The 22723-nt window shown below is 71.7% G+C and carries 20 protein-coding genes; 9 read left to right on the top strand and 11 right to left on the bottom strand.

Annotated elements, in window-relative coordinates; translation table 11 throughout:
- Positions 1-282 precede the first annotated feature (282 nt).
- Positions 283-1314: an oxidoreductase gene (locus tag ACFYZB_RS10555; RefSeq protein WP_388756687.1), complete on the bottom strand. Its 1032-nt coding sequence runs from the start codon at positions 1312-1314 to the stop codon at positions 283-285.
- 101 nt (positions 1315-1415) lie between these two features.
- Between ACFYZB_RS10555 and ACFYZB_RS10550 the strand changes: the two genes are divergently transcribed.
- The gene (locus tag ACFYZB_RS10550; protein WP_388757415.1) at positions 1416-2330 is read left to right on the top strand and encodes an FAD-dependent oxidoreductase; all 915 of its coding nucleotides are present in this window, start codon (positions 1416-1418) and stop codon (positions 2328-2330) included.
- Between the two features lie 130 nt (positions 2331-2460).
- Here the strand turns inward: ACFYZB_RS10550 and ACFYZB_RS10545 are convergent, their stop codons facing one another.
- The gene (locus tag ACFYZB_RS10545) at positions 2461-4440 is read right to left on the bottom strand and encodes a Xaa-Pro dipeptidyl-peptidase (protein ID WP_388756685.1); all 1980 of its coding nucleotides are present in this window, start codon (positions 4438-4440) and stop codon (positions 2461-2463) included.
- Positions 4441-4639: 199 nt separating this feature from the next.
- On the opposite strand from ACFYZB_RS10545, the gene ACFYZB_RS10540 reads away from it, so the two are divergent.
- Positions 4640-6142 (top strand): M1 family metallopeptidase, encoded by a 1503-nt coding sequence (locus ACFYZB_RS10540; protein ID WP_388756682.1) that lies wholly within the window; start codon positions 4640-4642, stop codon positions 6140-6142.
- 11 nt (positions 6143-6153) lie between these two features.
- On the opposite strand, the gene ACFYZB_RS10535 is transcribed toward ACFYZB_RS10540, so the two are convergent.
- The 3 genes from ACFYZB_RS10535 to ACFYZB_RS10525 are packed head-to-tail and all read right to left on the bottom strand — an operon-like array spanning position 6154 to position 9083.
- Positions 6154-7071 (bottom strand): PfkB family carbohydrate kinase, encoded by a 918-nt coding sequence (locus ACFYZB_RS10535; protein ID WP_388756679.1) that lies wholly within the window; start codon positions 7069-7071, stop codon positions 6154-6156.
- Entirely contained in the window at positions 7068-7556 is a 489-nt protein-coding gene (locus ACFYZB_RS10530; protein ID WP_388756676.1) for a macro domain-containing protein, read from the bottom strand. The genes ACFYZB_RS10535 and ACFYZB_RS10530 overlap by 4 nt, the downstream gene beginning before the upstream one ends.
- A 42-nt stretch (positions 7557-7598) precedes the next feature.
- Entirely contained in the window at positions 7599-9083 is a 1485-nt protein-coding gene (locus ACFYZB_RS10525) for an amino acid permease (protein WP_351212270.1), read from the bottom strand.
- Between the two features lie 234 nt (positions 9084-9317).
- Between ACFYZB_RS10525 and ACFYZB_RS10520 the strand changes: the two genes are divergently transcribed.
- Complete coding sequence (locus ACFYZB_RS10520; protein ID WP_388756674.1) at positions 9318-10055, top strand: MerR family transcriptional regulator; 738 nt, start codon at positions 9318-9320, stop codon at positions 10053-10055.
- Here the strand turns inward: ACFYZB_RS10520 and ACFYZB_RS10515 are convergent.
- Genes ACFYZB_RS10515 through ACFYZB_RS10505 form a run of 3 tightly spaced genes read right to left on the bottom strand, consistent with a single transcriptional unit; the run spans position 10041 to position 14684 of the window.
- Complete coding sequence (locus ACFYZB_RS10515; RefSeq protein WP_388756671.1) at positions 10041-12224, bottom strand: 3-hydroxyacyl-CoA dehydrogenase NAD-binding domain-containing protein; 2184 nt, start codon at positions 12222-12224, stop codon at positions 10041-10043. The genes ACFYZB_RS10520 and ACFYZB_RS10515 overlap by 15 nt on opposite strands.
- A 41-nt stretch (positions 12225-12265) precedes the next feature.
- Positions 12266-13480 (bottom strand): acetyl-CoA C-acetyltransferase, encoded by a 1215-nt coding sequence (locus tag ACFYZB_RS10510; RefSeq protein ID WP_388756668.1) that lies wholly within the window; start codon positions 13478-13480, stop codon positions 12266-12268.
- A 43-nt stretch (positions 13481-13523) separates the two neighbouring features.
- The gene (locus ACFYZB_RS10505) at positions 13524-14684 is read right to left on the bottom strand and encodes a CaiB/BaiF CoA transferase family protein (protein WP_388756666.1); all 1161 of its coding nucleotides are present in this window, start codon (positions 14682-14684) and stop codon (positions 13524-13526) included.
- A gap of 367 nt (positions 14685-15051) precedes the next feature.
- On the opposite strand from ACFYZB_RS10505, the gene ACFYZB_RS10500 reads away from it, so the two are divergent.
- Both ACFYZB_RS10500 and ACFYZB_RS10495 read left to right on the top strand, forming a co-directional pair.
- Positions 15052-16251 (top strand): saccharopine dehydrogenase family protein, encoded by a 1200-nt coding sequence (locus tag ACFYZB_RS10500; RefSeq protein WP_388756663.1) that lies wholly within the window; start codon positions 15052-15054, stop codon positions 16249-16251.
- A 112-nt stretch (positions 16252-16363) separates the two neighbouring features.
- Complete coding sequence (locus ACFYZB_RS10495) at positions 16364-16552, top strand: hypothetical protein (RefSeq protein WP_388756661.1); 189 nt, start codon at positions 16364-16366, stop codon at positions 16550-16552.
- Here the strand turns inward: ACFYZB_RS10495 and ACFYZB_RS10490 are convergent.
- Positions 16516-17256, bottom strand: coding sequence for an endonuclease V (locus tag ACFYZB_RS10490; protein ID WP_388756658.1), 741 nt, complete (start codon positions 17254-17256; stop codon positions 16516-16518). The two genes, ACFYZB_RS10495 and ACFYZB_RS10490, sit on opposite strands and share 37 nt — an antisense overlap.
- A 61-nt stretch (positions 17257-17317) precedes the next feature.
- Here ACFYZB_RS10490 and ACFYZB_RS10485 point away from each other — a divergent pair, with 61 nt between their 5' ends.
- Complete coding sequence (locus tag ACFYZB_RS10485) at positions 17318-17614, top strand: YciI family protein (protein ID WP_388756655.1); 297 nt, start codon at positions 17318-17320, stop codon at positions 17612-17614.
- 8 nt (positions 17615-17622) lie between these two features.
- Here ACFYZB_RS10485 and ACFYZB_RS10480 read toward each other — a convergent pair whose 3' ends face one another.
- Together ACFYZB_RS10480 and ACFYZB_RS10475 are read right to left on the bottom strand one after the other, a co-directional pair.
- Complete coding sequence (locus ACFYZB_RS10480; RefSeq protein ID WP_351212288.1) at positions 17623-17955, bottom strand: plasmid stabilization protein; 333 nt, start codon at positions 17953-17955, stop codon at positions 17623-17625.
- 60 nt (positions 17956-18015) lie between these two features.
- Positions 18016-19119: a WD40/YVTN/BNR-like repeat-containing protein gene (locus tag ACFYZB_RS10475; protein ID WP_388756652.1), complete on the bottom strand. Its 1104-nt coding sequence runs from the start codon at positions 19117-19119 to the stop codon at positions 18016-18018.
- Positions 19120-19329: 210 nt separating this feature from the next.
- Here ACFYZB_RS10475 and ACFYZB_RS10470 point away from each other — a divergent pair, with 210 nt between their 5' ends.
- The 3 genes from ACFYZB_RS10470 to ddaH all read left to right on the top strand — a co-directional run bounded on the left by ACFYZB_RS10470 (position 19330) and on the right by ddaH (position 22692).
- On the top strand, positions 19330-19746 hold the full coding sequence (locus tag ACFYZB_RS10470) for an SsgA family sporulation/cell division regulator (RefSeq protein ID WP_351212292.1): 417 nt from the start codon (positions 19330-19332) through the stop codon (positions 19744-19746).
- 415 nt (positions 19747-20161) lie between these two features.
- Positions 20162-21793, top strand: coding sequence for an ABC-F family ATP-binding cassette domain-containing protein (locus tag ACFYZB_RS10465; protein ID WP_388756649.1), 1632 nt, complete (start codon positions 20162-20164; stop codon positions 21791-21793).
- Between the two features lie 122 nt (positions 21794-21915).
- On the top strand, positions 21916-22692 hold the full coding sequence (gene ddaH / locus ACFYZB_RS10460) for a dimethylargininase (protein ID WP_388756647.1): 777 nt from the start codon (positions 21916-21918) through the stop codon (positions 22690-22692).
- Positions 22693-22723 lie beyond the last annotated feature (31 nt).

Below are 22723 nucleotides of genomic sequence, written 5' to 3'. Positions count from 1 at the left end.
CTCCCGACGGGCCCACCTCCCATCGCGCCTCCCATCTCCCGATAGGGCCGCCCCCCCTGTCCGGCCACCCAGTGCGCCGATCGGCCCGCCCTGCGCCCTCAACCGCGCCGTTCCCGGCAGACCCCGCCTCAGCCGCCCCGCCGACAGTGGGCTCACCCCCGCACCTCGGCCTCCGCCACTTCCACAGAGCCAGGCCGCCTACTTGAGCCCCCGTTTCCCAGTGAGCCCACCCCCAGGCCTCAGCCGCCCCCCCCCGTTTCCCAGTGGGCTCACCCCCGCACCTCAGCCCCGTCTTCCGCCGGTGACCGGCGCCGCGCGTACCCCTCCTGTCGTACGGGCCACGAGGTATGCCTCTCCCTTGACCGCCCGCGGGTCCAGCGGGACGCGGTGCCGGCCGGGCTCCAGGACGCCGTCGAACACCTCGCGGGTGTGGGTGCGGTGGAGCCGGTCGAGGCGGTAGGCGGTGATCCGTACCCGGCACGCCGAGGTGACCTCGACGTCCGCGGTGCTTCCGGCTGCGGTCAGCCCCACGAGCCGGCGCTGCGGGAGCGGGCTGCGGTCGAGGGCGTGCTCGATCTGGGCGACCAGCAGCGGCACGATCGGGGCCAGGCCGTCCACGCGGGCGATGTCGACCCCGGCGCGCTCGAACGCCTCGACCACGGCGGCCCGTTCCTCCTCGCCGACCGCGCGGCCGAAGGCGACCGCGCCGTAACCGCGCAGTTCCTCTGCGGGGACGGCCCGGGCGTCCTGGGTGATGTCGGCGCCGATGCCGATGGTCCGCAGCGCGGCGGCCAGCTTGGCGAGGACCGCGACCCGGGCACCGATCAGCAGAACGCGGCGGCGGGGCGTGGCGGAGCGCTCCATCAGGGCGCCGAGTGCGGCTCGGTACTCGGCGCCGCGGAAGCGGAACGGCCCTATGCCGTGGTAGCCGTTCAGCTGGAGGTCGGCGTGCTCGTCCGTCTGCCAGGCGAAGTCCCGCCAGATGTAGTCCTCGCCGTCGCGCTCGATGACGGCGGTGACCGCCCCGCATCCCAGGTCCGCGCACTCGGGGCAGCCGTAGATGACGAACCGGCCGTCGGGGAGTGGCGGTTCGGCCTCCAGGAGCAGCGCGCGCACCTGCGCGGTGAATATCGCGGGCGGGACGTCCGAGGCGAGCGGGGAGACGGCGTCCAGGTCGGACAGCCGGAACAGCAGCGGACGGCCGTCCACGACGAAGTCGACGAAGTCGCGGTGGACCTGGTAGCCGCCGTCGGCGAGCACACCGCCGGCGCGGATCGCCGGTGCCAGGTCGAAGGTCGCGTATGCGGCAGACATGCTGTGAGTATCCCCACACCGGCACCGATGTGAGCGCGGCATGACAGAGTCGTCCGGACAGGGCCTATCGTCCTGGCGTGGACAGCGAGCCGAGTGACGAAGTGATCGTGGTCGGGAGCGGGGTCGCCGGGCTGACGACGGCCGTGGTCCTGGCGGAGTCGGGGCGCCGGGTGCGGGTGTGGGCGCGGGAGCCCGCCGAACGTACGACCTCGGCGGTCGCGGGCGGCCTGTGGTGGCCGTACCGCATCGAACCCGAGCCCCTGGTGGGTGCGTGGGCGCTCGCGTCCCTCGCCGTGTACGAGGAGTTGGCGGACCGGCCGGAGGAGACGGGCGTACGCCTGGTCGACGGCGTACACCAAGGGGCCCGGCTGGACGAACTGGGCACCTGGGCGGGCCGGGTGCCGGGACTGCGGGCGGTGGCCGGCGGTCTCGCGGCGCGGCTGCCGGTGATCGACATGCCGGTGCATCTGGCGTGGCTGCGGGGGCGGCTGGCGAAGGCGGGAGGAGTGGTCGAGGCGCGCGAGGTGACTGACCTCGCCGCGGTGCCCGCGCCGGTCGTGGTCAACTGCACGGGTCTGGGCGCGCGTTCGCTGGTGCCGGACCCGGCGGTGCGTCCGGTGCGCGGGCAGCTGGTGGTCGTGGCGAACCCCGGGATCAGCACCTGGTTCACCTCCGTCGACCACTCCTCCGCCGCCTCCACGTACTTCATCCCGCAGCCGGGCGGTCTGGTGCTCGGCGGTACGGCGGAGGAGGACGACTGGTCCCTGGAGCCGGACCCGGCCACCACCGCGGCGATCGTGGCCCGGTGCGCGGCGGTCCGGCCGGAGATCGCCCGGGCGCGGGTGCTGGGCCACCGGGTGGGGCTGCGGCCGGCCCGGGACGCGGTGCGTCTGGAAGGGCAGCCGCTGCCCGACGGACGCGTGTTGGTGCACAACTACGGCCATGGCGGGGCCGGGGTGACGGTGGCGTGGGGGTGCGCCCGGGAGGCGGCCGGGTTGACGTTTCCGGCGGTCTGAACGGAGGCGGGCCCGCGCCCTGAAGGGGCGCGGGGCCGTATCCCTGTGCGGCTCCGCCGCGTGGGCGCGACGCGCCACGACGGAGCCGTAGCCGGCACTGTTCAGGTCCTCCCGGGAGGCGTACTCCCGGTCAGTTCAACGGGATGTGCCGGGACACGCCGGGTGCGCGGACGCCGTTCAAAGCCGTCGGCGCGGGACTCGTGGCCGTGCTGCCGGCCGTGGCCCGGGCGAATGCCGAGGCCCCACCGACGAGGGGCAGACTGGCCGTCGTACCCGACAGGGAGACCGTGAGCGCCGGCTTCGTCGACGGCGGGTCGATCAGGTCCTTGTCCGTGCCCGCGATGATCAGCGCCAGCCGGTGCCCCTTGGGGAGGACATGGTCGGTCGCCGCGAGACGCAGAGTCATCGTGTACGCCTTGCCCGGGGTGAGCGGGACGCCCTTGCCGGACGAGGCGTAGTGGCCGAGGTCGGCCCAGCCGCGGCTGAACACGGTGTAGTCGACCTTGGCCGTCTTGGCCGCGGTCTCCTTGAAGCAGGCGCTGTCCCCGGCCGTGCTCTCGCCCCAGCACGTGCGGTTGGTGAGGGTGGTGATGCCCTCGTGGCTGTCGGCGTAGTCGCGGATGGTGTCCGGGCCGAGGTCGACCAGGACGGCGGACAGATGGGCCGAGGTCGTGGTCGAGGCCGCGGTCACCGTCACCGTGGACGAGCCGGACAGGCGCAGGTCGCGGGTGAGGGGTGCGGTGAGGAAGCCCGCCTTCTCCTGGGTCGGCGTGGTGAGGTGGGCCGCCCAGTCGGTCTCGCCCAGCTTCGGGTCGTCGGTGAAGCCCTCGGTGCCGGTGGCGGCGCGCAGGCCGAGCGTGCCGACGCCCGCCCGGGTGCCGGGAGACGGGTGGAGGACGGTGGTACGGGTGGTCTGCGGCGGCCAGACGCGGGAGGTCACCCACTGGTCGGGATGGCGTTCGATGTCGGCCATGGGCTCGCGGTCGATGCCGTTGTCATAGCCGAGGAGTTCATGGTCGAACCAGCGGTGCAGGGTGTCCACCCAGGCGCCGCGCCGGTAGTCGAAGGGGTCGACGTGCCCGGTCTGGGACAGCCAGATCTTGCGCTGCACACCGTGCTGGGCGAGGGCGCTCCACCACTGGCCGAAGTGTTTGGTGCGGACGTTGAGGTCCTGCATGCCGTGCACCAGGAACACGCTGGCGCGCACCTTGGCCGCGTCCTTGACGTAGTCCCGCTCGGTCCACAGCGGGGTCCAGTCGCCGCTGCGCGGGCTGCCGTCGGCGAGTTTCTTCTGTACGGCCGCGCAGTGGGCGTGCGCCGCGTCGCTCGCCACGTAACCGGCCAGTTGGTCGGGGCCGCCGTCGTAGAGCGGGGCGCCCTGGGCGAAGTAGTAGTCGTACCAGGAGGAGATGGCGCTGATCGGGACGACGGTCTTCAGGCCTTCGACGCCGGTGGCGGCTACGCCGTTGGCGATCGTGCCGTCCCAGCTCTTGCCGATCATTCCGGTCCGGCCGTCGGTCCAGGTGGCTCGGACGGTCTTCGTCCCGGTCCGGCTCGTGTACGCCGTGGCGCGGCCGTTCAGCCAGTCGATGACGGCCTTCGCGGAGTGGACGTCGGAGCGGCCGCCGACGTCGGCGCAGCCGTCGGAGCGATTGGTGCCGGCGAGGTCGACGCCGACGAACGCGTAGCCGCGGGGCACGAAGTAGTTGTCGTAGAACAGCGGCATCTGCACGACGTGTCCTTGTGCGTCGTACGTCTTGACCTGGCTCTCGTTGCCGCGTCCGCAGCAGGAGTAGTAGGGGCTGGCGTCCATGATGACGGGCACCTTGCGGCCCTGGCGGGCGGGTTCGGCGGGCCGGACGATGTCGGCGACGACGCGGTCGGTCCTGCCGTCACCGTCCTCGTCGAGACCGGTGTCCACCCAGACGGACTCGCGGACGGCGTGGGCGTAGGAGTAGACGGGCCGGCTCTCGCGCGGTGATCGGCTCGAGCCGGTGGCGGCCTGTGCGGCGGACGGGGTGAGGAAGGCGGCCGTCAGGATGGCGACGACCGCGGTCGCGAGCGCTCTCCAGATCGTGGAGCGCATGCGGACGAGGGAGCGAATCGGCATGCGCGGACGGTACTCCGGTGAACTCCTGCTGCAGAAGGCGGCTTTGCGGCACTCCGCTGGCCCATGACGGCTGAATGGCGATCGTGTGACAGCGGGGGCCATGGACAGGTGGGGGGCCACAGGGACTGAATAGGCTCCGAACAGCGTTCACCGACGGAGTTTCCGAACGGACCTGCACTCCCGACGACTTGGAGCTGACGTGCACCGCAGAATCATCGCGCCGGGCGCACTCGCGGCGGCCTCCCTTCTGCTGGCGATCCCGGCATCGGCCGCGAGCTTCTCCCCCGGCGCGCCGGGCATCGGCGACCCCTACTACCCGTACTACGGCAACGGCGGCTACGACGTCTCGCACTACGACCTGAGGCTGCAGTACCAGCCGAAGACGGACGAGTTGCAGGGCACGGCGACGATCCTGGCGAGGACCACGCAGGACCTGTCCAGCTTCGACCTCGACTTCCTGCTGGACGTGAGCGAGGTGCGGGTCAACGGCGCCAAGGCCGCCTTCGCGCACGCCCAGCAGCACGAGCTGGTGATCACGCCGAAGACACCGCTGGCCAAGGGGACACCGATCACGGTCGTGGTCCGCTACAGCGGGGTGCCGTCGACGAAGAGCGCCTACGGCTTCAACACCTGGCACCGCACGCCCGACGGCGCGGTGGCGGCCGACGAGCCCGAGGCCGCCTGGTGGTGGTTCCCGAGCAACGACCACCCGAGCGACAAGGCGACCTACGACGTGTCGGTGGCGGTGCCGGACGGCACCCAGGCGATCTCCAACGGCACGCTGCAGTCGACCAGTTCGAAGCTGGGCTGGACCCGCTACAGCTGGCGGCAGAACAGGCCGCAGGCGACCTATCTGGCCACGCTCGCCATCGGCAGGTTCGACATCACGACGAGCACCTCCGAGGGCGGTGTTCCGGTCATCAACGCCTACAGCAAGGACCTCGGCGACAACGACGGGGCCGCGCGGGCGAGTGTGGAGCGCACCGGGGAGATCGTCGACTGGCTGAGCGGCTACTTCGGGCCGTATCCGTTCAGCACGGCCGGCGGGTACGTCCCGAACACCACCACCGGGTACGCCCTGGAGACGCAGAGCCGTGTCTACTACAGCCCGAAGCAGTTCGCGAAGGGCTCCAACACCTCGGTGGTCGTGCATGAACTGGCCCACCAGTGGTACGGCGACGACGTGTCGTTGAAGGGCTGGAAGGACATCTGGATCAACGAGGGCTTCGCGACGTACGCGCAGTGGCTGTGGTCCGAGCACGAGGGCGAGGGCACCACGCAGGAACTCGCCGACTACGTGTACGCCTCCCATCCGGCCGACGACGCGTTCTGGACGGTCAAGCCCGGCGACCCGGGCCCGGACGACCAGTTCGACACCGCCGTCTACGACCGCGGGGCGCTCGCCATCCAGGCGTTGCGCAACGAGATCGGTGACGACGCGTTCTTCCGCATCCTGAAGGGCTGGCCGCAGGAGCACGCGTACGGCAATGCCTCGGTGGCCGACTTCCAGAAGTACGCCGAGCAGGTGTCCGGCAAGCCTCTCGCGGCGCTGTTCGACACCTGGCTGTTCCAGCCGTCCAAGCCGGCCGCGCCCGCGGCACGCGCCGGGTCCGTGGCGAAGGCGGACGGGGTCGTGACCCAGCCGAAGTCATGGAAGAAGATCGAGGCGGCGAACGCCATCCACGACGCGCACGCGCACTGACCCGGGCCGGTCTAGGGTCTCGGTTCCGTCGCCCGTTCAAGCAGTTCGTCCCGGCCCATCGACTCCGCTCGGGAGGCCGGGACGGTGCAGGCGTACGCGCCGGCTGTCGCGCCGTAGCGGGCGCAGGTCCCGGGCGGCTCGCCGGCGAGGCGGCCGTAGAGGAACGCGGCGGCGAAGGCGTCGCCCGCGCCGTTGGAGTCCACGACCGGCGCGGGCGGCAACGCCGGGGGCACTCGGGTCAGCTCGCCGTCGGCCAGCAGATACGCGCCCTCGGCTCCGGCGGTGGCGACGACCACCTGGGCCCTGCCCCGCTCGGTGATGCGCCGCATCGTCCGCTCGGGGTCGGTCAGGGCCGCGGCCGACAGGAAGACCACGTCCGCCGCGTATGCGAACGGCTCGTGGTACGGGTTCGCCCCGTCCCAGTCGTGCAGATCCGTGGACAGGGGGACGCCCGTCGCGGTCAGCACCGGCAAGGCTTCGGCGCCGGGCTGGGTGATGGTCACGTGCACATGGCGGCTCGCCCCGGCCAGCGTGCGCAGCAGCTCGGGCGGGAAGCGGTCGCCGGGGCGGGACCGGCTGGTGTCGTACAGGGACAGGCGCCGGCCGTCGGGGCCGACGAGGTTGACCGCCCGTTTGGTGCCGGCGGGCTGCGGGAGTGCGGTCAGGGCGATGCCGTGCTCGCGGTGCAGGGCCCGCACGAGGTCGCCCTCGGGGTCGTCGCCGAGCAGGTCGAGGTGGTGGGTGCGCAGGCCGAGTGCGGCGAGGCCCAGCGCGACGAAGTCGCCGGTCTGGCCGGCCCGGGTGCGGATTCCGGAGTCGATCATGTAGCTGTCGGCGTACGGGAGCGGCAGCTCGGGGACGTGAATGATCGTGTCCACGCCGGCTCCGCCCAGCACGAGGACGTCCGTCGCAGGGGTGTGTGAGCTCATCCGCCGCCCTCTCCGTGGTCGTACACCGTCACCTGCACGCCTCGCTTCACCAGCCGCTCGGTGATGAGCGGCTCCACGCGGGACCACGTGCCGCCCGCCAGGCCGCAGCCTATGCGGGGCATGTGCACGGACGCGCCGAGTCGGATCGCTTCACCGGCGAGCCGGTCGAGGGCGGTGTCGATCGCCTCGTAGCGGACGGGGACGCCCTTGCTGCCTCTGCGGATGCCGCGCTGGCCGATCATGTTGGCCACCCACACATACGGCTCGACCCGGACCAGCTGGACCGCGCCCAGCCCGAAGTCGTTCCTCGCGCGGTCGCGGTGCCAGGCTCGGTACGCCGCCTCCGGCTCCGGCCAGCGGCGGGAGAGCGCCAGCACGAAGCCCTTCCCCCAGCCGCCGATGTCGTTGCAGACATGGGTGATCACCTTGGCGCCCTTGACCGACGGCACGGTGGCGTCACCCCGGAGATATGTGATCTCGGACATGACGCCACCGTAGGCGATGCCACTGACAGTGGCGCTGAGCTGCTACTTCGTGGAGCTGGACAGCTCCGTCAGCTCGCGGTCGGTGTTCTTCGACACCCGGCGCCGCACGGCGAACCAGCCGGCGACCAGCATGACGGCGATCACCGGGATCAGCAGGATGGTCTTGCGGCCCACGTCGGGGTCGTTCCACATCATGCCGAGGCAGACCAGCAGGAACGCGATCGTGGCGATCTCGGTGACCGGGCTGAACTTCAGCTGGAAGTGCGGCCGGGTCGCCAGGCCCGCGCGGGCACGGCGGACGAAGATCATGTGACAGAGCATGATGATCACCCACGTGCTGATGATGCCGAGGGAGGCGACGTTCAGCACGATCTCGAAGGCCTGGCTGGGCACGAGGTAGTTCAGGCCGACGCCCAGCACGCAGACCGCGCAGGTCAGCAGGATGCCGCCGTAGGGCACCTGGTTGCGGTTCATGCGGGCGGTGAACTTCGGGGCGGAGCCGGCCATGGCCATGGAGCGCAGGATGCGGCCGGTGGAGTACAGGCCGGAGTTCAGCGAGGACATGGCGGCGGTCAGCACGACCAGGTTCATCACGTCGCCGGCCGCCGGGACGCCGATCTTCGACAGGACCGTGACGAAGGGGCTCTCGTCGGCGGAGTACACCGAGCCGGGCAGCAGCAGGGCGAGCAGCACGACCGAGCCGACGTAGAACAGGCCCACACGCCACATGATCGAGTTCACCGCGCGGGGGACGACCTTCTCCGGCTCGGCGGTCTCGCCGGCGGCGACACCGACCAGCTCCAGGGCGGCGTAGGCGAAGATCACGCCCTGCATGACCAGGACGACCGGCATCGCGCCGTGCGGGAAGAAGCCGCCGTGGCCGCTGATGACGCTCAGACCGGGGGTGTGGCCGCCGACCTTGTGCTGGGTGGCGAGCAGGAAAATGCTGATCAGCATGAAGCCGACGATGGTGGCGACCTTGATGATCGCGAACCAGAACTCCATCTCGCCGAAGATCTTCACCGAGATCAGGTTCACGGCCAGGACCACCGCGAGGGCGATCAGGGCGAGCACCCACTGGGGAATGCTGGTGAACATGGACCAGTAGTGCGTGTAGAGCGCGATCGCGGTGATGTCGGCGATGCCGGTGGTCGACCAGTTCAGGAAGTACATCCAGCCGGCGACATAGGCGCCCTTCTCGCCGAGGAACTCACGGGCGTAGGACACGAAGGACCCGGAGGAGGGGCGGTACAGCACCAGCTCGCCCAGGGCCCGGACGACGAAGAACGCGAAGACGCCGCAGACCAGGTAGGCCAGGGCGAGCGCCGGGCCCGCGTTGTGCAGGCGGCCGCCGGCGCCCAGGAGGAGTCCGGTGCCGATGGCGCCACCGATGGCGATCATGTTGACGTGGCGGGCCTTGAGGTCCTTGCTGTAACCGGCGTCGCCCGCGTCCGCGGGCGTCCGGTCCGACTGGGCCGCATGGGTGCGGGCGGCGACCTGTGCCGATTCCACGGCGTCCTTGCTCACGGGTGGTTCACTTCCTGGTGCGCCCGGGCCTCGTGGGCCCGGGGGTCGTGCAGGGATCGGTCCGCACCACCCTGTTGAGTCGCGGCACAGACCAAGCCAGCAGCTTCCCAGAAAGAATCATCCCTACGCGGTGTCCCATGTCACACAGCGTTACTTCTCACATGATCAACGCAGCGTCCACACGACGTTCACCCGAGGTTTCACACTCTTGGTGAGACAGCGATACTGCTGCACATGACGACCGATGCCGGGGACACGCCCCTCACCATCGACGAGCTGGCCGCCCGGGCGGGCGTCACGGTGCGCACCCTGCGGTTCTACGGCAGCAGGGGTCTGCTGCCGCCTCCGGTGATCGGCCCGCGCCGGGTGGGGCACTACGGGCCGGACCACCTGGCGCGGCTCGCCCTGATCGAGGAGTTGCAGCAGCAGGGCATGACCCTGTCGGCGATCGAGCGCTACTTCAGACAGCTGCCTGCCGACCTCTCCCCGCACGACCTGGCCATCCACCGTGCGGTGGTCGCGTCCTGGGCGCCGGACGCGGTCGACACGGTGTCGCGGGAGGAACTGGAGCGGCGCGCCGGACGGCCTCTCGCCGCCGGGGACGTGGAGCGGCTGACGGCGATGAACGTCGTCATGGCGGTGGAGGGCGCCGAGGGTGACACCTTCCGGGTCGACTCCGGGCTGCTGCGGCTCGGCGTGCAGCTGCTCGACGTACCGCTGTCGCAGGAGGCGATCCTCGCGGCGCGCAAGGTGCTCGTCGAGCACTCGCGCGCCGCGGCCCACGAACTCTCCCAGCTCTTCCGCGGCGAGGTGGCGGAGCGAGACGCCCGGGACGTGAAGTCCCTGTCGGCGCACATGCACCCTCTGGTGGTGCAGGCGCTGCTGACGACGTTCCAGCGCTCGTTGCGGGAAGAGCTGAGCGAGTGGGTCACCGGGTCGGGACGGACCGAGCCCGGGTCACGAGCGCACTGAGTCGCTGAACGGCTCCCCCTTCTCCGCCTTCTCCACGAGCAGCGCGGGCGGGCTGAAGCGCTCGCCGTAAGCCTCGGCGAGTTCCCGCGCGCGGGCCACGAAGCCGGGCAGACCGCCTTCGTAGCCGTTGATGTACTGCAGGACGCCGCCGGTCCAGCCGGGGAATCCGATGCCGAGGATCGAGCCGATGTTGGCGTCGGCGACCGAGGTCAGGACGCCCTCCTCCAGGAGGCGTACGGTGTCGAGCGCCTCGGAGAAGAGCATCCGCTCCTGCATGTCCCGGAAGGGGATCCGGTACCCGGGCTCGGTGAAGTGCTCGCGCAGGCCCGGCCAGAGCCCGGCCCGCTTGCCGTCCTCGGTGTAGTCGTAGAAGCCGGCGCCGCCGCTGCGGCCGGGGCGGCCGAACTCGTCGACCATGCGGTCGATGACGGCCTCCGCCGGATGTGCGGTCCAGGTGCCGCCCGCCTCCTCCACGGCCCGCTTCGTCTCGGTGCGGATCTTGCGCGGCAGGGTGAGGGTCAGCTCGTCCATCAGGGACAGGACCTTCGCCGGGTAGCCGGCCTGGGCGGCGGCCTGCTCCACGGAGGCGGGCTCGATGCCCTCGCCGACCATCGCGACGCCCTCGTTGATGAAGTGGCCGATCACCCGGGAGGTGAAGAAGCCGCGCGAGTCGTTGACGACGATCGGCGTCTTGTTGATCTGCCGGACCAGGTCGAAGGCGCGGGCCAGGGCCTCGTCGCCGGTGCGCTCGCCCTTGATGATCTCCACCAGCGGCATCTTGTCGACCGGGGAGAAGAAGTGCAGCCCGATGAAGTCGGCCTGGCGCTCCACGCCCTCGGCGAGCGTGGTGATCGGCAGGGTGGAGGTGTTGGAGCACAGCAGGGCGTCCGGGGCGACGACGGACTCGATCTCCTGGAACACCTTGTGCTTGAGCGTGGTGTCCTCGAAGACGGCCTCGATCACCGCGTCGCAGCCCGCGAGATCGGCGGCCTCGGCGGTGGGCGTGATCCGGGCGAGCAGCGCGTCCGCCTTCTCCCGGCTGGTACGGCCCTTGGCGACGGCCTTGGCACACAGCTTCTCGGAGTAGCCCTTGCCCTTGGTCGCCGCCTCCAGGGAGACGTCCTTCAGGACGACGTCGATGCCCGCGCGGGCGCAGGAGTAGGCGATGCCCGCGCCCATCATGCCCGCACCGAGGACGGCGACCTTGCGGACCGGGCGGGGCTCGATGCCCTTCGGGCGGTTGGCGCCGGAGTTGACGGCCTGGAGGTCGAAGAAGAACGCCTGGATCATGTTCTTCGCGGTCTGCCCGGTGACCAGCTCGGTGAAGTAGCGGGTCTCGATGGTGATCGCGGTCTCGAAGTCGACCTGGGAGCCCTCGACGGCAGCGGCCATGATGTTGCGCGGGGCCGGGTAGGGGGCGCCGTTCGTCTGCTTGCGCAGACTGGCCGGGAACGCGGGCAGGTTCGCGGCGAACTTCGGATTGGCGGGGGTACCGCCCGGGATCTTGTAGCCGGGGACGTCCCAGGGCTGGTGCGACTCCGGGTGGGCGTCGATGAAGGCGCGGGCCTTGGCCAGCATCTCCTCCTCGGTCGCGGCCACCTCGTGCACCAGGCCGTTCTCCAGGGCGCGGCGGGGGTTGTACTGGGTGCCCTGCAGCAGCACCTTCAGCAGCGCGTCGGTGATACCCATCAGGCGTACGGTCCGGGTGACGCCGCCGCCCGCGGGCAGCAGGCCGAGTGTGACCTCGGGCAGGCCGATCTTGGAGCCGGGGGCGTCCAGGGCGATGCGGTGGTGGGAGGCGAGCGCGATCTCGTAACCGCCGCCGAGGGCCGCGCCGTTGACGGCGGCGACGACCGGCTTGCCGAGGGTCTCGATGCGGCGCAGCGCGTTCTTGATCTCGGTCGCGGTGTCGAAGACCTGCTGGGCGTCCTCGGGACCGGCCTTGATCATGTCCTTGAGGTCGCCGCCGGCGAAGAAGGTCTTCTTGGCGGAGGTGTAGATGATGCCGCGGATGGAGTCCTTCTCGGCCTCCGCGCGGGCGGCGACCGCCGTGATGGAGGCCCGGAAGGCCTGGTTCATGGTGTTCGCGGACTGGTCGGGGTCGTCCAGGACGAGGGTGACGACACCGGTGTCGTCCTGCTCCCAGCGGATGGTGGTGCTCTCGGTCATGACAGTCGTCTCCGTTGAAGTCTGGTGATTCCGCGGGGAGTTCAGATGCGCTCGACGATGGTGGCGATACCCATGCCGCCGCCGACGCACAGGGTGGCCAGGCCGTAGCGCTTGTCCTGGCGTTCCAGTTCGTCCACGAGGGTGCCGAGGATCATCGCGCCGGTCGCGCCGAGGGGGTGGCCGAGGGCGATGGCGCCGCCGTTGACGTTGACCTTGTCCAGGCTGAGGCCCAAGTCCTTGGCGAAGCGCAGCACGACCGCGGCGAACGCCTCGTTGATCTCGACCAGGTCGATGTCGTCGATGGTGAGGCCGGCCTTGGCGAGCGCCTTGCGGGCGGCGGGGGCGGGGCCGGTGAGCATGATGGTCGGCTCGGAGCCGGAGACGGCGGCGGAGACGATCCGCGCGCGCGGGGTGAGGCCGTAGCGCTCGCCGACCTCCCTGGAGCCGATCGCGACGAGCGAGGCGCCGTCCACGATGCCGGAGGAGTTGCCCGCGTGGTGGACGTGGTCGATCTTCTCCACCCAGTGGTACTTCTGCAGCGCGACGGCGTCGAAGCCGCCGAGTTCGCCGATGTCCGCGAACGACGGCTTGAGCTTCGCGAGGGAGTCGGCGGTGGTACCGGGGCGCAGATGCTCGTCGTGGTCGAGGACGACCAGGCCGCTGCGGTCCTTCACGGGGACGACCGAGCGGTCGAAGCGGCCCTCCTTCCAGGCGGTGGCGGCCCGCTCCTGGGACAGGGCCGCGTACTCGTCGACGTCCCGGCGGGTGAAGCCCTCGATCGTGGCGATCAGGTCGGCGCCGATGCCCTGCGGGACGAAGTTGACCGTGAGGTTGGTCATCGGGTCGTTGAACCAGGCGCCGCCGTCGGAGGCCATCGGCACCCGGGACATGGACTCCACACCACCCGCGAGGACCAGGTCCTCCCAGCCGGAGCGGACCTTGGCCGCGGCCAGGTTGACGGCCTCCAGGCCCGAGGCACAGAAGCGGTTCTCCTGCACGCCGGCGACCGTGTCGGGCAGTCCGGCGGCGATCGCGGCGATCCGGGCGATGTCGGAGCCCTGGTCGCCGACCGGCCCGACGACGCCGAGCACGATGTCGTCCACGGCGGCCGGGTCCAGGCCGGGGAAGCGGTCGCGGATCTCGTGGATGAGGCCGACGACCAGGTCGATGGGCTTCGTGCCGTGCAGGGCGCCGTTCGCCTTGCCGCGGCCGCGCGGGGTGCGGATCGCGTCGTACACGTACGCTTCGGTGCTCACTGGTGTGCCTTTCGGGAGGGTGGGCCGAGCGGGGTGGGCCGGGTCAGTCGGCGTCGGTGACCGGGTCGTCGTTCACGGATGCGGGTATCCCCCAGTCCCGCGCCACCGCCTCCGTGTCGGCGCCCGGCAGGGCGGGGCCGGTACGGACGCTCGTGGGGGTGGCGGAGAAGCGGGGGGCGGGGGCCGGCTGGGTGATGCCGGCGTGGTCGGTGAAGGTGCCGCGGGCGGCCAGGTGCGGGTGGTGCGGGGCCTCGCGCAGGGACAGCACGGGGGCCACACAGGCGTCGGTTCCCTCGAAGAGTGCCGTCCACTCGTCCCGGGTGCGGGACTTGAAGCGGGTGGCGACGCGCTCGCGCAGCTCGCCCCAGCGGGTGACGTCCCTGTGGGCGGGTGCCAGGTCGTCCAGGCCGAGCAGATGCAGGAACTCCGCGTAGAACCGCCCCTCCAGGGCGCCGACCGCCATGTACTTGCCGTCGGCCGTCTCGTAGGTGCCGTAGTAGGGGCAGCCGCCGTCGAGGAGGTTGGCGGCGCGCCGGTCCTGCCAGCCGCCGGCGGCGAGCATGCCGTGGATCATCGTCGAGAGGTGGGCCGTGCCGTCCACGATGGCGGCGTCGACGACCTGTCCGGTGCCCGTCACGCGAGCGTGGTGCAGGGCGGCGAGGACGCCGACGACCAGGTAGAGGGAGCCGCCCGCGTAGTCGCCGAGCAGGTTGGCGGGGAAGACCGGGGGCTCGTCCGGGCGGCCGGTCATGCCGAGGGTGCCGGTCAGTGCGATGTAGGCCACGTCGTGGCCCGCGCGGTCGGCGAGCGGGCCGTCCTGTCCCCAGCCGGTCATGCGGCCGTAGACCAGGCGGGGGTTGCGGGCGTGGCACTCCTGGGGGCCGACGCCGAGGCGCTCGGCGACGCCCGGGCGGTAGCCCTCGAGGAGGATGTCGACCCGTTCGGCGAGGTCCAGCACGCGCGCGGGGCCGTCCGGTGTCTTCAGGTCGACCACGATCGAGCGTTTGTTGCGGTTGGTCACGTCGTGGGCGGGGTCGATGCCGAGGCCGGGGCCGCCCGGCCGGTCCACCCGGACCACGTCCGCGCCCAGGTCCGCGAGGAGCATGGCGGCGAACGGGCCCGGACCGATACCGGCCAGCTCGAGCACGCGCACGCCGGAGAGCGGCCCGCCGCCCGGCGTCGCCGGCGTCCCTGCCGTCGTCATGCGTCCAGCCCCCAAGGGTGTGTGACACAACTGATGTAACACCGGTGATGCTAAGAACGTGTTCCACCGGACACAAGACCCAACGAGCAAGCGCTTAGCCAAGTGCCCGGCTCGGCGCGGATCACCCGGGAGGGTGAGGGGCCGCTGCGCCGCGATCCGCGCCGACGGCCTCGTCGCGGAGCCCGACGATGCGGCCCGGCGCGTGACCGCAGTCGTTCACGCGAGGGTCTCGCGCACTTTCTCCCGATTCGTCAGGGCCGTTCCTGGCTGTGGCCACCACTGCCTCCGGGCTGGTCGTCCACGCTCGCTCCCCTCACGCTAGCCTCGGCCACCGACAGCGGCGCGGGCTGCTGGACCAAGGGGTGTCATGAGCAGGCTGAACAGGACGGACCGTCCCTACGACCTCGTGCTTTTCGGAGCGACCGGTTTCGTCGGCACCCTCACGGCGGAGTATCTCGCCGCGCACGCGCCGAAGGACCTGCGCTGGGCCGTGGCCGGCCGCGACGAACGCAAGCTGCAGGGGCTGCGCGAGCGCCTGCCCGGCGGGGCGGAGGTCGGCGTGCTGCGGGCCGATGTGACCGAACCCGCGACGCTGCGCGCCCTCGCCGAGCACGCGCGCGTGGTCGCCACGACCGTCGGGCCGTACGTGCTGTACGGCGAGGAACTGGTCGCCGCCTGCGCGGACGCCGGGACCGACTACATGGACCTGACCGGTGAGCCGGAGTTCGTGGACCTGATGTACGTCCGTCACGACGCACGCGCGCGGGAGACGGGCGCACGCCTGGTACACGCCTGCGGCTTCGACTCCGTGCCCCATGACCTGGGCGTGTACTTCACGGTCCGGCAGCTGCCGGAGGGCGTACCGCTGACCGTGGACGGATACGTGACCGCCGACGCGGCCTTCTCCGGCGGCACGCTGGCCTCGGCGCTGAACCAGTTCGCCCGCGGCCGGCAGCTGCTGGCCGCGGCGCGCGAACGGGGTCGGCACGAGCCGCGGCTGATGGGGCGCCGGGTCGCGGCGCCGACGGGCGCGCCCCGGTTCGCCAAGGAGGTCGGCGCCTGGGCTCTGCCGCTGCCGACCGTCGACCCGCAGATCGTGCGCCGCTCGGCGAGGGTGCTCGACCGGTACGGCCCCGACTTCCGCTACCGCCACTACGCGGCGGTACGGCACCTGCCGGTGGCCGTCGGCGGGGTCGCCGCCGTGGGTGCGGTGCTGGCGGCCGCCCAACTGCCGCCCGCGCGGCGCTGGTTGTCGGGACGGCTGCAGCCGGGGGACGGCCCGAGCGCGGAGAAGCGGGCGCGGAGCCGGTTCGCGGTGCGCTTCGTCGGCGAGGGAGGCGGGCGGCGGGTGTTCACGGAGGTCTCGGGCGGCGATCCCGGCTACGACGAGACGGCGAAGATGTTCGCCGAGGCGGCCCTCAGCCTGGTCTTCGACGACCTCCCGCCGACGGCCGGGCAGGTCACCACGGCGCAGGCGATGGGGGACGCCCTGACCGGACGGCTGCGCGCCGCGGGGATCACCTTCCGGATCGCGGCCACCGGCCCGGGCGCCTCCTCCCGCGTTTGAGACTTTCACCGCCGACACCCCAGGCCACCTGCGGTCCCATCGGAAAAGTCTCACAAGGTCGTTCAATGAAACGATAGAAGCCCGGGACAGAGCCGAAGGAGGCGGAAGAGACATGAAGTTCGTGCTCGAAGTGACCGTGGACGAGGACTCGCCGGCGCAGGACCGCGCCGGCGAGCTGGGGCGCATCCTGCGCTACTGGGGCGGGAATCTCCACCACTACGCCCTCGAGCCCGGAGACGGGGCGGCCGTCCACGACTCGGCGTATCAGGAGGTCGGCGCCTGGCGCGTCGTCGCCTCCTGAGCCCCGCCTCCGGCGCTCTGTGCCGCCTCCCGCAGCGCCCGGCGGCACAGGGCGTCCGCCCGGCGCGTGGTCTCCGGCAGCCGGTAGCGCGGGGTCAGGGCCAGCGTGTGGGCCACGGCGTTGTCCAGGCTCACCCGGTGGCCGACGGAGACGAAGACCGGTTTGACGGCGTCCCTGGTGCGCAGCGCGCGCCCGACCTCCTCGTCCCCGGCGAGCAGCGGAGCGCAGGCCCCCCGCGCCGGGTCCGGATCGTCGTACGTGAAGGTGAACGGGTTCTTGGCGACGCCGATGACCGGCAGGCCGGTGAGCACGCCGAGGTGGCTCGCGAGGCCGAAGCGGCGCGGATGGGCCAGACCGTAGCCGTCGCACACGACCAGGCCGGGCGGGCAGGGCAGCCGGTCCAGGGCGGCCCGGACGGTCGGTATCTCACGGAAGGCGAGGAGGCCGGGCACGTACGGGAAGGAGACCCGGCCGACGGCCGTCGCCTCGGCCACCACGTCCAGAGTGGCGGCGTCCAGCACCACGGCCGCCGCGGCGACGAGGTCGAGCTCGTCGTCGTAGGCGACGTCGACCCCGGTGACACGGCCCGTGCCGGCCTCGGGTCCGCGCTCGTCGAGCACCACCCGCCCGCGCAGTTCGTCCTGCACCGCGCGGGCCTCTTCCTCGGTCGCGGGCCAGCCCGCGGGTACGCCTACGGTCGTCATGGTGACCTGAACTGTACGGTCCCGGGGCCCGTTGTCGGAGCCGGGGGGTACGCTCGCGATCATGTTCGTGCTGGAGCTGACCTACACCGCACCTCTCGACGCCGTCGACGCGCTGCTGCCGGACCACGTGGCGTGGCTCGAGGAGCAGTACGAGAAGGGCTTCTTCCTCGCCTCCGGACGCAAGAACCCCCGGGAGGGCGGGGTGATCCTCGCCGTCGCCGAGGACCGGGCCCGGATCGAGGAGATCGTGGCGGGCGATCCCTTCGCCGTCGGCGGCGTGTGTGCCTATCGCATCACGGAGTTCATCGCCACCAAGACGGCGCCGGAGCTGGCCCGCCACCGGCAGACGCTGGACTGATCCTCCGGTCATCCCTTCTTGGCGTTCAGCGCGCGCTGCAGCTGGCCCTTGTTCATGTGTGAACGGCCCTCGATGCCGCGCTGCTTCGCCTCGTTGTACAGCTGGTCGCGGGTCGGGCCCTGGGAGCCGGCCCCCGACCGCTGGCCGCCGCGCTTGCCGGACGACATGTCCTGCGTCGAGCTGCGGCTCGCGGTCCTGGACTCGCCGGAGCGGGCGCGTTCCTTGTTCACGGTCCGCGCGGCGATCTCCTTGGCGCGCTTGGTGCTTTCGCCCCGGTCCTGCGCGCTCTCCTTGATGTGCTCGTACTGACGCTCGCGCTTGGAGCTGGAACCGGCGGGCATGATCGCTCCTTTTCTCTCGCTTCCCTCGCGCAACGAGTACCCGGGTTCCCGGCGCTCACCTCAGCTTTCCAGCCGCGCGACCCTCCCCTGCTCACCGGCCGCCCAGCAACTGAGGTCCGGGGTGCAGTCCACGGTGTCGTAGGAGCCGGGGTCGATCGTGCGCCAGGTGCGCCCCGCGTCGGTGGTCAGGTCGGTCCCCGTGGGGCCGACGGCCAGCGCGGCGGTGCGGCTGTGCGGCAGCCAGGCGGCCCCGGAGCGGTAGACGGGCGGGGGCGTTGCGGCCGGGGTCCAGGTGCGGCCGCCGTCGGCGGTGACCGCGGCGGCCTGCGGCGAGGCCTGGTCCGGGCGGTAGTCGCCGCCGACGGCCAGGCCGTGGGCGCGGTCGCGGAAGGCGAGCGCGAAGACGCCCTTGGCGGGATCGCCGGCCGGCACCGGTGTGTCGGCGGCCGTCCAGGTCAGTCCGCGGTCGGCGGAGTGCAGCACGCGCGCGTGGACGCCGCCCCCGGTGGCCAGCCAGACGTCCTTCGGACCCGAGGTGACCAGGCACTGGCCGCTCGCGGCGAAGCCCGCCTCACCGTCCAGGGCGGGCGGCATGCCCGCCGAGGGCAGCACCCGCCAGGAGCGGCCGCCGTCGCTCGTGGACAGGATGCGGAACCTCCCGTCCACCGGATCGCTCATCGCCAGGCCGTGCCGGCGGTCGAAGAAGGCCAGGCAGTCGTAGAACGCCTTCGGGTCGGTGTTGCGGAAGGACTCCGTCCAGGTCGCCCCGCCGTCCTCGGTGCGGTACACGCGGGAGGCCTCGCCCTCGCCGATGGCCAGCACCACGGCGCGCCGCGCGTCGAAGGCCTCGACATCCCGGAACTGCAGATCGGCCGCGCCCGGCGGAGAGACGTTCCGCCAGCTCGCTCCGCCGTCGGTGGTGCGCAGCACCGTGCCGCCGGTGCCGGCCAGCCAGGCGGTGCGCCGGTCGACGGCCGCGAGGCCCCGGAAGCGGACCTGCGGTGTGCCCGGGTTCTTCGGCGCCCAGTGCACAGTCCCCCGCCCGAGGGGCCCTGCCTCGGCGGCGGGCACGGTCAGCGCGGCCAGCGCCGCCCCGCACGCCACCCCCGTCGCCACCAGTCTGCCGTTGCGTCCTCTGCGTCGCGTGCTCCCCAAACGCCTCATGGCGGGCGAAGCTAGCCCACCGGTCCGGCGCCGTCCAGAGGCCAACTGCCCTCTGCCGCACGGTGAGACGAGCGCGCCCACGCCGTGCATGAACGCGGTGACCGAGGTCACTCGTGATTCCTGTGCACGGATCGGCCGGATCCGTCGTCTCTTCCGGTGCCGGGTGCCGCACACCCGGGCGCAGTCCAGACGTCACGAGGGAGCAAGGCGTTGTCCACCGTCATCGAGCAGCCCGTAGAGGCCCGTCTCGTCGCCGCCGCACCGCGCATGCCGAGCATTCCCGCGACGCTGCGCTACGACCGACGCGATCCGTTCGCCGTCGTCATGACCTTCCCGGCCCCGGCCACCCTCGAAGGGGTCGAGGTGTGCTGGACCTTCTCCCGCGAGCTCCTCACGGCCGGACTGCAGGAGCCGGAGGGCCACGGGGACGTCCGGGTCCGGCCGTACGGCTACGACCGCACCGTGCTGGAGTTCCACGCCCCGGAGGGCACCGCGATCGTGCATGTGCGTTCGGGTGAGATCCGGCGCTTCCTGGAGGCGACCAACGCGCTCGTGCCCGTCGGCCTCGAACACCTCCAGTTCGACCTGGACCACGACCTGGCCGAACTGATGCGGGACGCCTGCTGAGCGCTCCGCGCGCGTGGACGTGACGCCGCGTGCCCAGGCTCCGCGTACCGGCCGGCGCGTTCCGCCCGCGGTGCGCGTGAGCAGGGTGTTCAGCTCCCCGTAGTCGTATGCGTCGGCCGACCCCGGGGAGGGCTGTGGAAGGGCGCATTTAATTGCGTTGACAGCCATCTGGCCCCCTCCTACCGTGTACATCGGTCCTGTTGTCGTCGATTGGAGAAGGACGTTGCTCGTCTGAGGTCCTGAGGCATCGCGTCGCACCGGTTGAGGTGTGCGCGGCGTACGACCTCGGCGTCCGAGCCGTCCTCCGGCACAGGCCCTTTCTCATGGGCTCTTCGTGCCCCACGACCTTTCGGTTCCCGCCTCGCGGTGTCTCGACATGCGCCCACCGACCGCACGAAGTCCTTGCGAGGCCCTCATGTCACCTTCCCTCACCTGTACGTCCCTGTCCTTCACCTGGGCCGACGGCACCACCGTCTTCGACGGCCTCGACATCGCCTTCGGGCCCGGCCGTACCGGTCTCGTCGGCGTCAACGGGTCAGGGAAGACAACCCTGTTGAAGCTGCTGGCCGGGGAACTCACCCCGGCCGACGGCACCGTCAAGGTGTCCGGTGAGGTCGGCCACCTCCCGCAGAACGTCACCCTCGACACCGCGCTGCGCGTCGACGAGGCCCTCGGCATCGCCGAACGGCGGGCCGCGCTGCACGCCATCGAGGCGGGCGACGCCGCCGAGGAGCACTTCGAGACGCTCGGCGACGACTGGGACGTCGAGGAACGCGCCCTCGTCACGCTCGGCGAGCTCGGTCTCGGCCACATCGGCCTGGACCGCACGGTCGGCGAGGTCTCCGGCGGCGAGTCGGTGCTGCTGCGGCTGGCCGCGCTGCTGCTGCGCCGACCCGACGTACTGCTGCTGGACGAACCCACCAACAACCTCGACCTGTACGCGCGCCGACGGCTGTACCAGGCCGTCTCCGCCTGGCCGGGTGTGCTGGTCGTGGTCAGCCACGACCGGGAACTGCTCGACCTGGTCGACCAGATCGCGGACCTGCGCTCCGGGGAGGTCACCTGGTTCGGGGGCAACTTCTCGGCGTACGAGGAGGCGCTGGCCGTCGAACAGGAGGCGGCCGAGCGGATGCTGCGCGTCGCCGAGGCCGATGTGCGCAGGCAGAAGCGCGAACTGGCAGACGCCCAGGTCAAGCTGGCCCGCCGCAAGCGGTACGGGCAGAAGATGTGGGACTCCAAGCGCGAGCCGAAGATCGTCATGGGTGCCCGCAAACGTGCCGCCCAGGAATCGGCGGGCAAACACCGCATCATGCACGAGGCGCGGCTCGCCGAGGCCCGGGAGCGCCTGGACGAGGCGGTGGAGGCGGTACGGGACGACGACGAGATCCGCATCGACCTGCCGTCCACGGCCGTACCGCCCGGCCGGCAGGTGCTCACCCTGGAGAACCTGGAAACGGCCTGCCACGCGCGCGTGGAGGGCATTCTCGATCTGCGCGGCCCGGAGCGCATCGCGCTGGTCGGCCGCAACGGCGCCGGCAAGACGACGCTGCTGCGGACCGTCGCCGGGGAGCTGGCACCGGTGGCCGGGGAGGCGTTGGCGCATGTCCCGCTCCGCTTTCTGCCCCAGCGGCTGGACGTGCTGGACGGCGCGCTGACGGTGGCCGAGAACGTGGCCCGGTTCGCACCGGGCGCCACGAACAACCGGATCCGGGCGCGGCTCGCCCGCTTCCTGTTCCGGGGCGCGCGGGCCGACCAGATGGCGGCCACCCTGTCGGGCGGCGAGCGGTTCCGGGCGGCCCTGGCCGCGCTGATGCTCGCCGAGCCGGCACCCCAGCTGCTGCTGCTCGACGAGCCGACCAACAACCTCGACATGGCGAGCGTGCGGCAGCTGGCCTCGGCCCTGGAGTCGTACGAGGGCGCGCTGCTCGTGGCCGGCCACGACCTGCCGTTCCTCGAGTCGATCGGCATCACCCGCTGGCTGCTGATGGAGGAGGGGGTGCTGAAGGAGATCTCGCCGGACGACATCGGGGCCTCGGCCCGGAGCTGACGTCTCAGGAGGGCCACAGCCTGACAACGGGGGTTTTGTGCGGGCCGGAGCGCCCTGCATGATGGCGGACCGGTGCCGTCTCACCGGCACCGGAACCGCACCATCGATTCGAAAGGCCCGTCGTGCCCAGCAAGAAGGCCCTCGTCCGCCGCCCCAGCCCCCGTCTCGCCGAAGGCCTGGTGACGCACATCGAGCGGGAGAAGGTCGATGTCGGGCTCGCCGTCGAGCAGTGGGAGGCCTATGTCGCGGCCCTGCGCACGCACGGCTGGGAGACGATCGAGGTCGATCCGGAGGACGGCTGCCCGGACTCGGTGTTCGTCGAGGACACCGTCGTCATGTACAAGAACGTGGCGTTGATCACCCGGCCCGGCGCGGAGTCCCGGCGCATGGAGACCGTCGGCGTGGAGGAGGCGGTGGCCCGCCTCGGCTGCTCGGTCAACTGGATATGGGAGCCGGGCACGCTGGACGGCGGTGACGTCCTGAAGGTCGGCGACACGGTGTACGTCGGCCGCGGCGGACGCACCAACGCCGCCGGCGTGCAGCAGGTGCGGGCCGCCTTCGAGCCGCTGGGCGCGCGCGTGGTCGCCGTTCCCGTGAGCAAGGTGCTGCACCTGAAGTCCGCCGTGACCGCGTTGCCCGACGGCACGGTGATCGGGCACATACCGAAGGTCGACCGGCCGTCGCTGTTCCCCGGCTTCCTGTCGGTGCCGGAGGAGTCCGGCTCGCACGTGGTGCTGCTCGGCGGGCACAAGCTGCTGATGGCGGCGAGCGCACCGAAGACCGCGGAACTGCTGACCGATCTCGGCCACGAGGTGGTCACGGTCGACATCGGCGAGTTCGAGAAGCTCGAGGGCTGTGTGACATGCCTCTCGGTGCGGCTGCGGGAGTTGTACGCCTGACGGGCGGTCCCCTCACTCCGACGGCCCCGGG

This window comes from Streptomyces sp. NPDC001852 (genome assembly GCF_042891825.1).
Classification (GTDB): domain Bacteria; phylum Actinomycetota; class Actinomycetes; order Streptomycetales; family Streptomycetaceae; genus Streptomyces.
The sequence above is the reverse complement of the archived record's forward strand: the minus strand, read 5'-3'. Positions and strand labels throughout refer to the sequence as shown.

Excerpts from the sequence above, each read along its gene's own strand:
- ACFYZB_RS10555 (WP_388756687.1), bottom strand. The coding sequence starts at position 1,314 with ATGTCTGCCGCATACGCGACCTTCGACCTGGCACCGGCGATCCGCGCC.
- ACFYZB_RS10545 (WP_388756685.1), bottom strand. The coding sequence starts at position 4,440 with ATGCCGATTCGCTCCCTCGTCCGCATGCGCTCCACGATCTGGAGAGCG.
- ACFYZB_RS10535 (WP_388756679.1), bottom strand. The coding sequence starts at position 7,071 with ATGAGCTCACACACCCCTGCGACGGACGTCCTCGTGCTGGGCGGAGCC.
- ACFYZB_RS10530 (WP_388756676.1), bottom strand. The coding sequence starts at position 7,556 with ATGTCCGAGATCACATATCTCCGGGGTGACGCCACCGTGCCGTCGGTC.
- ACFYZB_RS10520 (WP_388756674.1), top strand. The coding sequence starts at position 9,318 with ATGACGACCGATGCCGGGGACACGCCCCTCACCATCGACGAGCTGGCC.
- ACFYZB_RS10515 (WP_388756671.1), bottom strand. The coding sequence starts at position 12,224 with ATGACCGAGAGCACCACCATCCGCTGGGAGCAGGACGACACCGGTGTC.
- ACFYZB_RS10505 (WP_388756666.1), bottom strand. The coding sequence starts at position 14,684 with ATGACGACGGCAGGGACGCCGGCGACGCCGGGCGGCGGGCCGCTCTCC.
- ACFYZB_RS10500 (WP_388756663.1), top strand. The coding sequence starts at position 15,052 with ATGAGCAGGCTGAACAGGACGGACCGTCCCTACGACCTCGTGCTTTTC.
- ACFYZB_RS10495 (WP_388756661.1), top strand. The coding sequence starts at position 16,364 with ATGAAGTTCGTGCTCGAAGTGACCGTGGACGAGGACTCGCCGGCGCAG.
- ACFYZB_RS10490 (WP_388756658.1), bottom strand. The coding sequence starts at position 17,256 with ATGACGACCGTAGGCGTACCCGCGGGCTGGCCCGCGACCGAGGAAGAG.
- ACFYZB_RS10485 (WP_388756655.1), top strand. The coding sequence starts at position 17,318 with ATGTTCGTGCTGGAGCTGACCTACACCGCACCTCTCGACGCCGTCGAC.
- ACFYZB_RS10480 (WP_351212288.1), bottom strand. The coding sequence starts at position 17,955 with ATGCCCGCCGGTTCCAGCTCCAAGCGCGAGCGTCAGTACGAGCACATC.
- ACFYZB_RS10475 (WP_388756652.1), bottom strand. The coding sequence starts at position 19,119 with ATGAGGCGTTTGGGGAGCACGCGACGCAGAGGACGCAACGGCAGACTG.
- ACFYZB_RS10465 (WP_388756649.1), top strand. The coding sequence starts at position 20,162 with ATGTCACCTTCCCTCACCTGTACGTCCCTGTCCTTCACCTGGGCCGAC.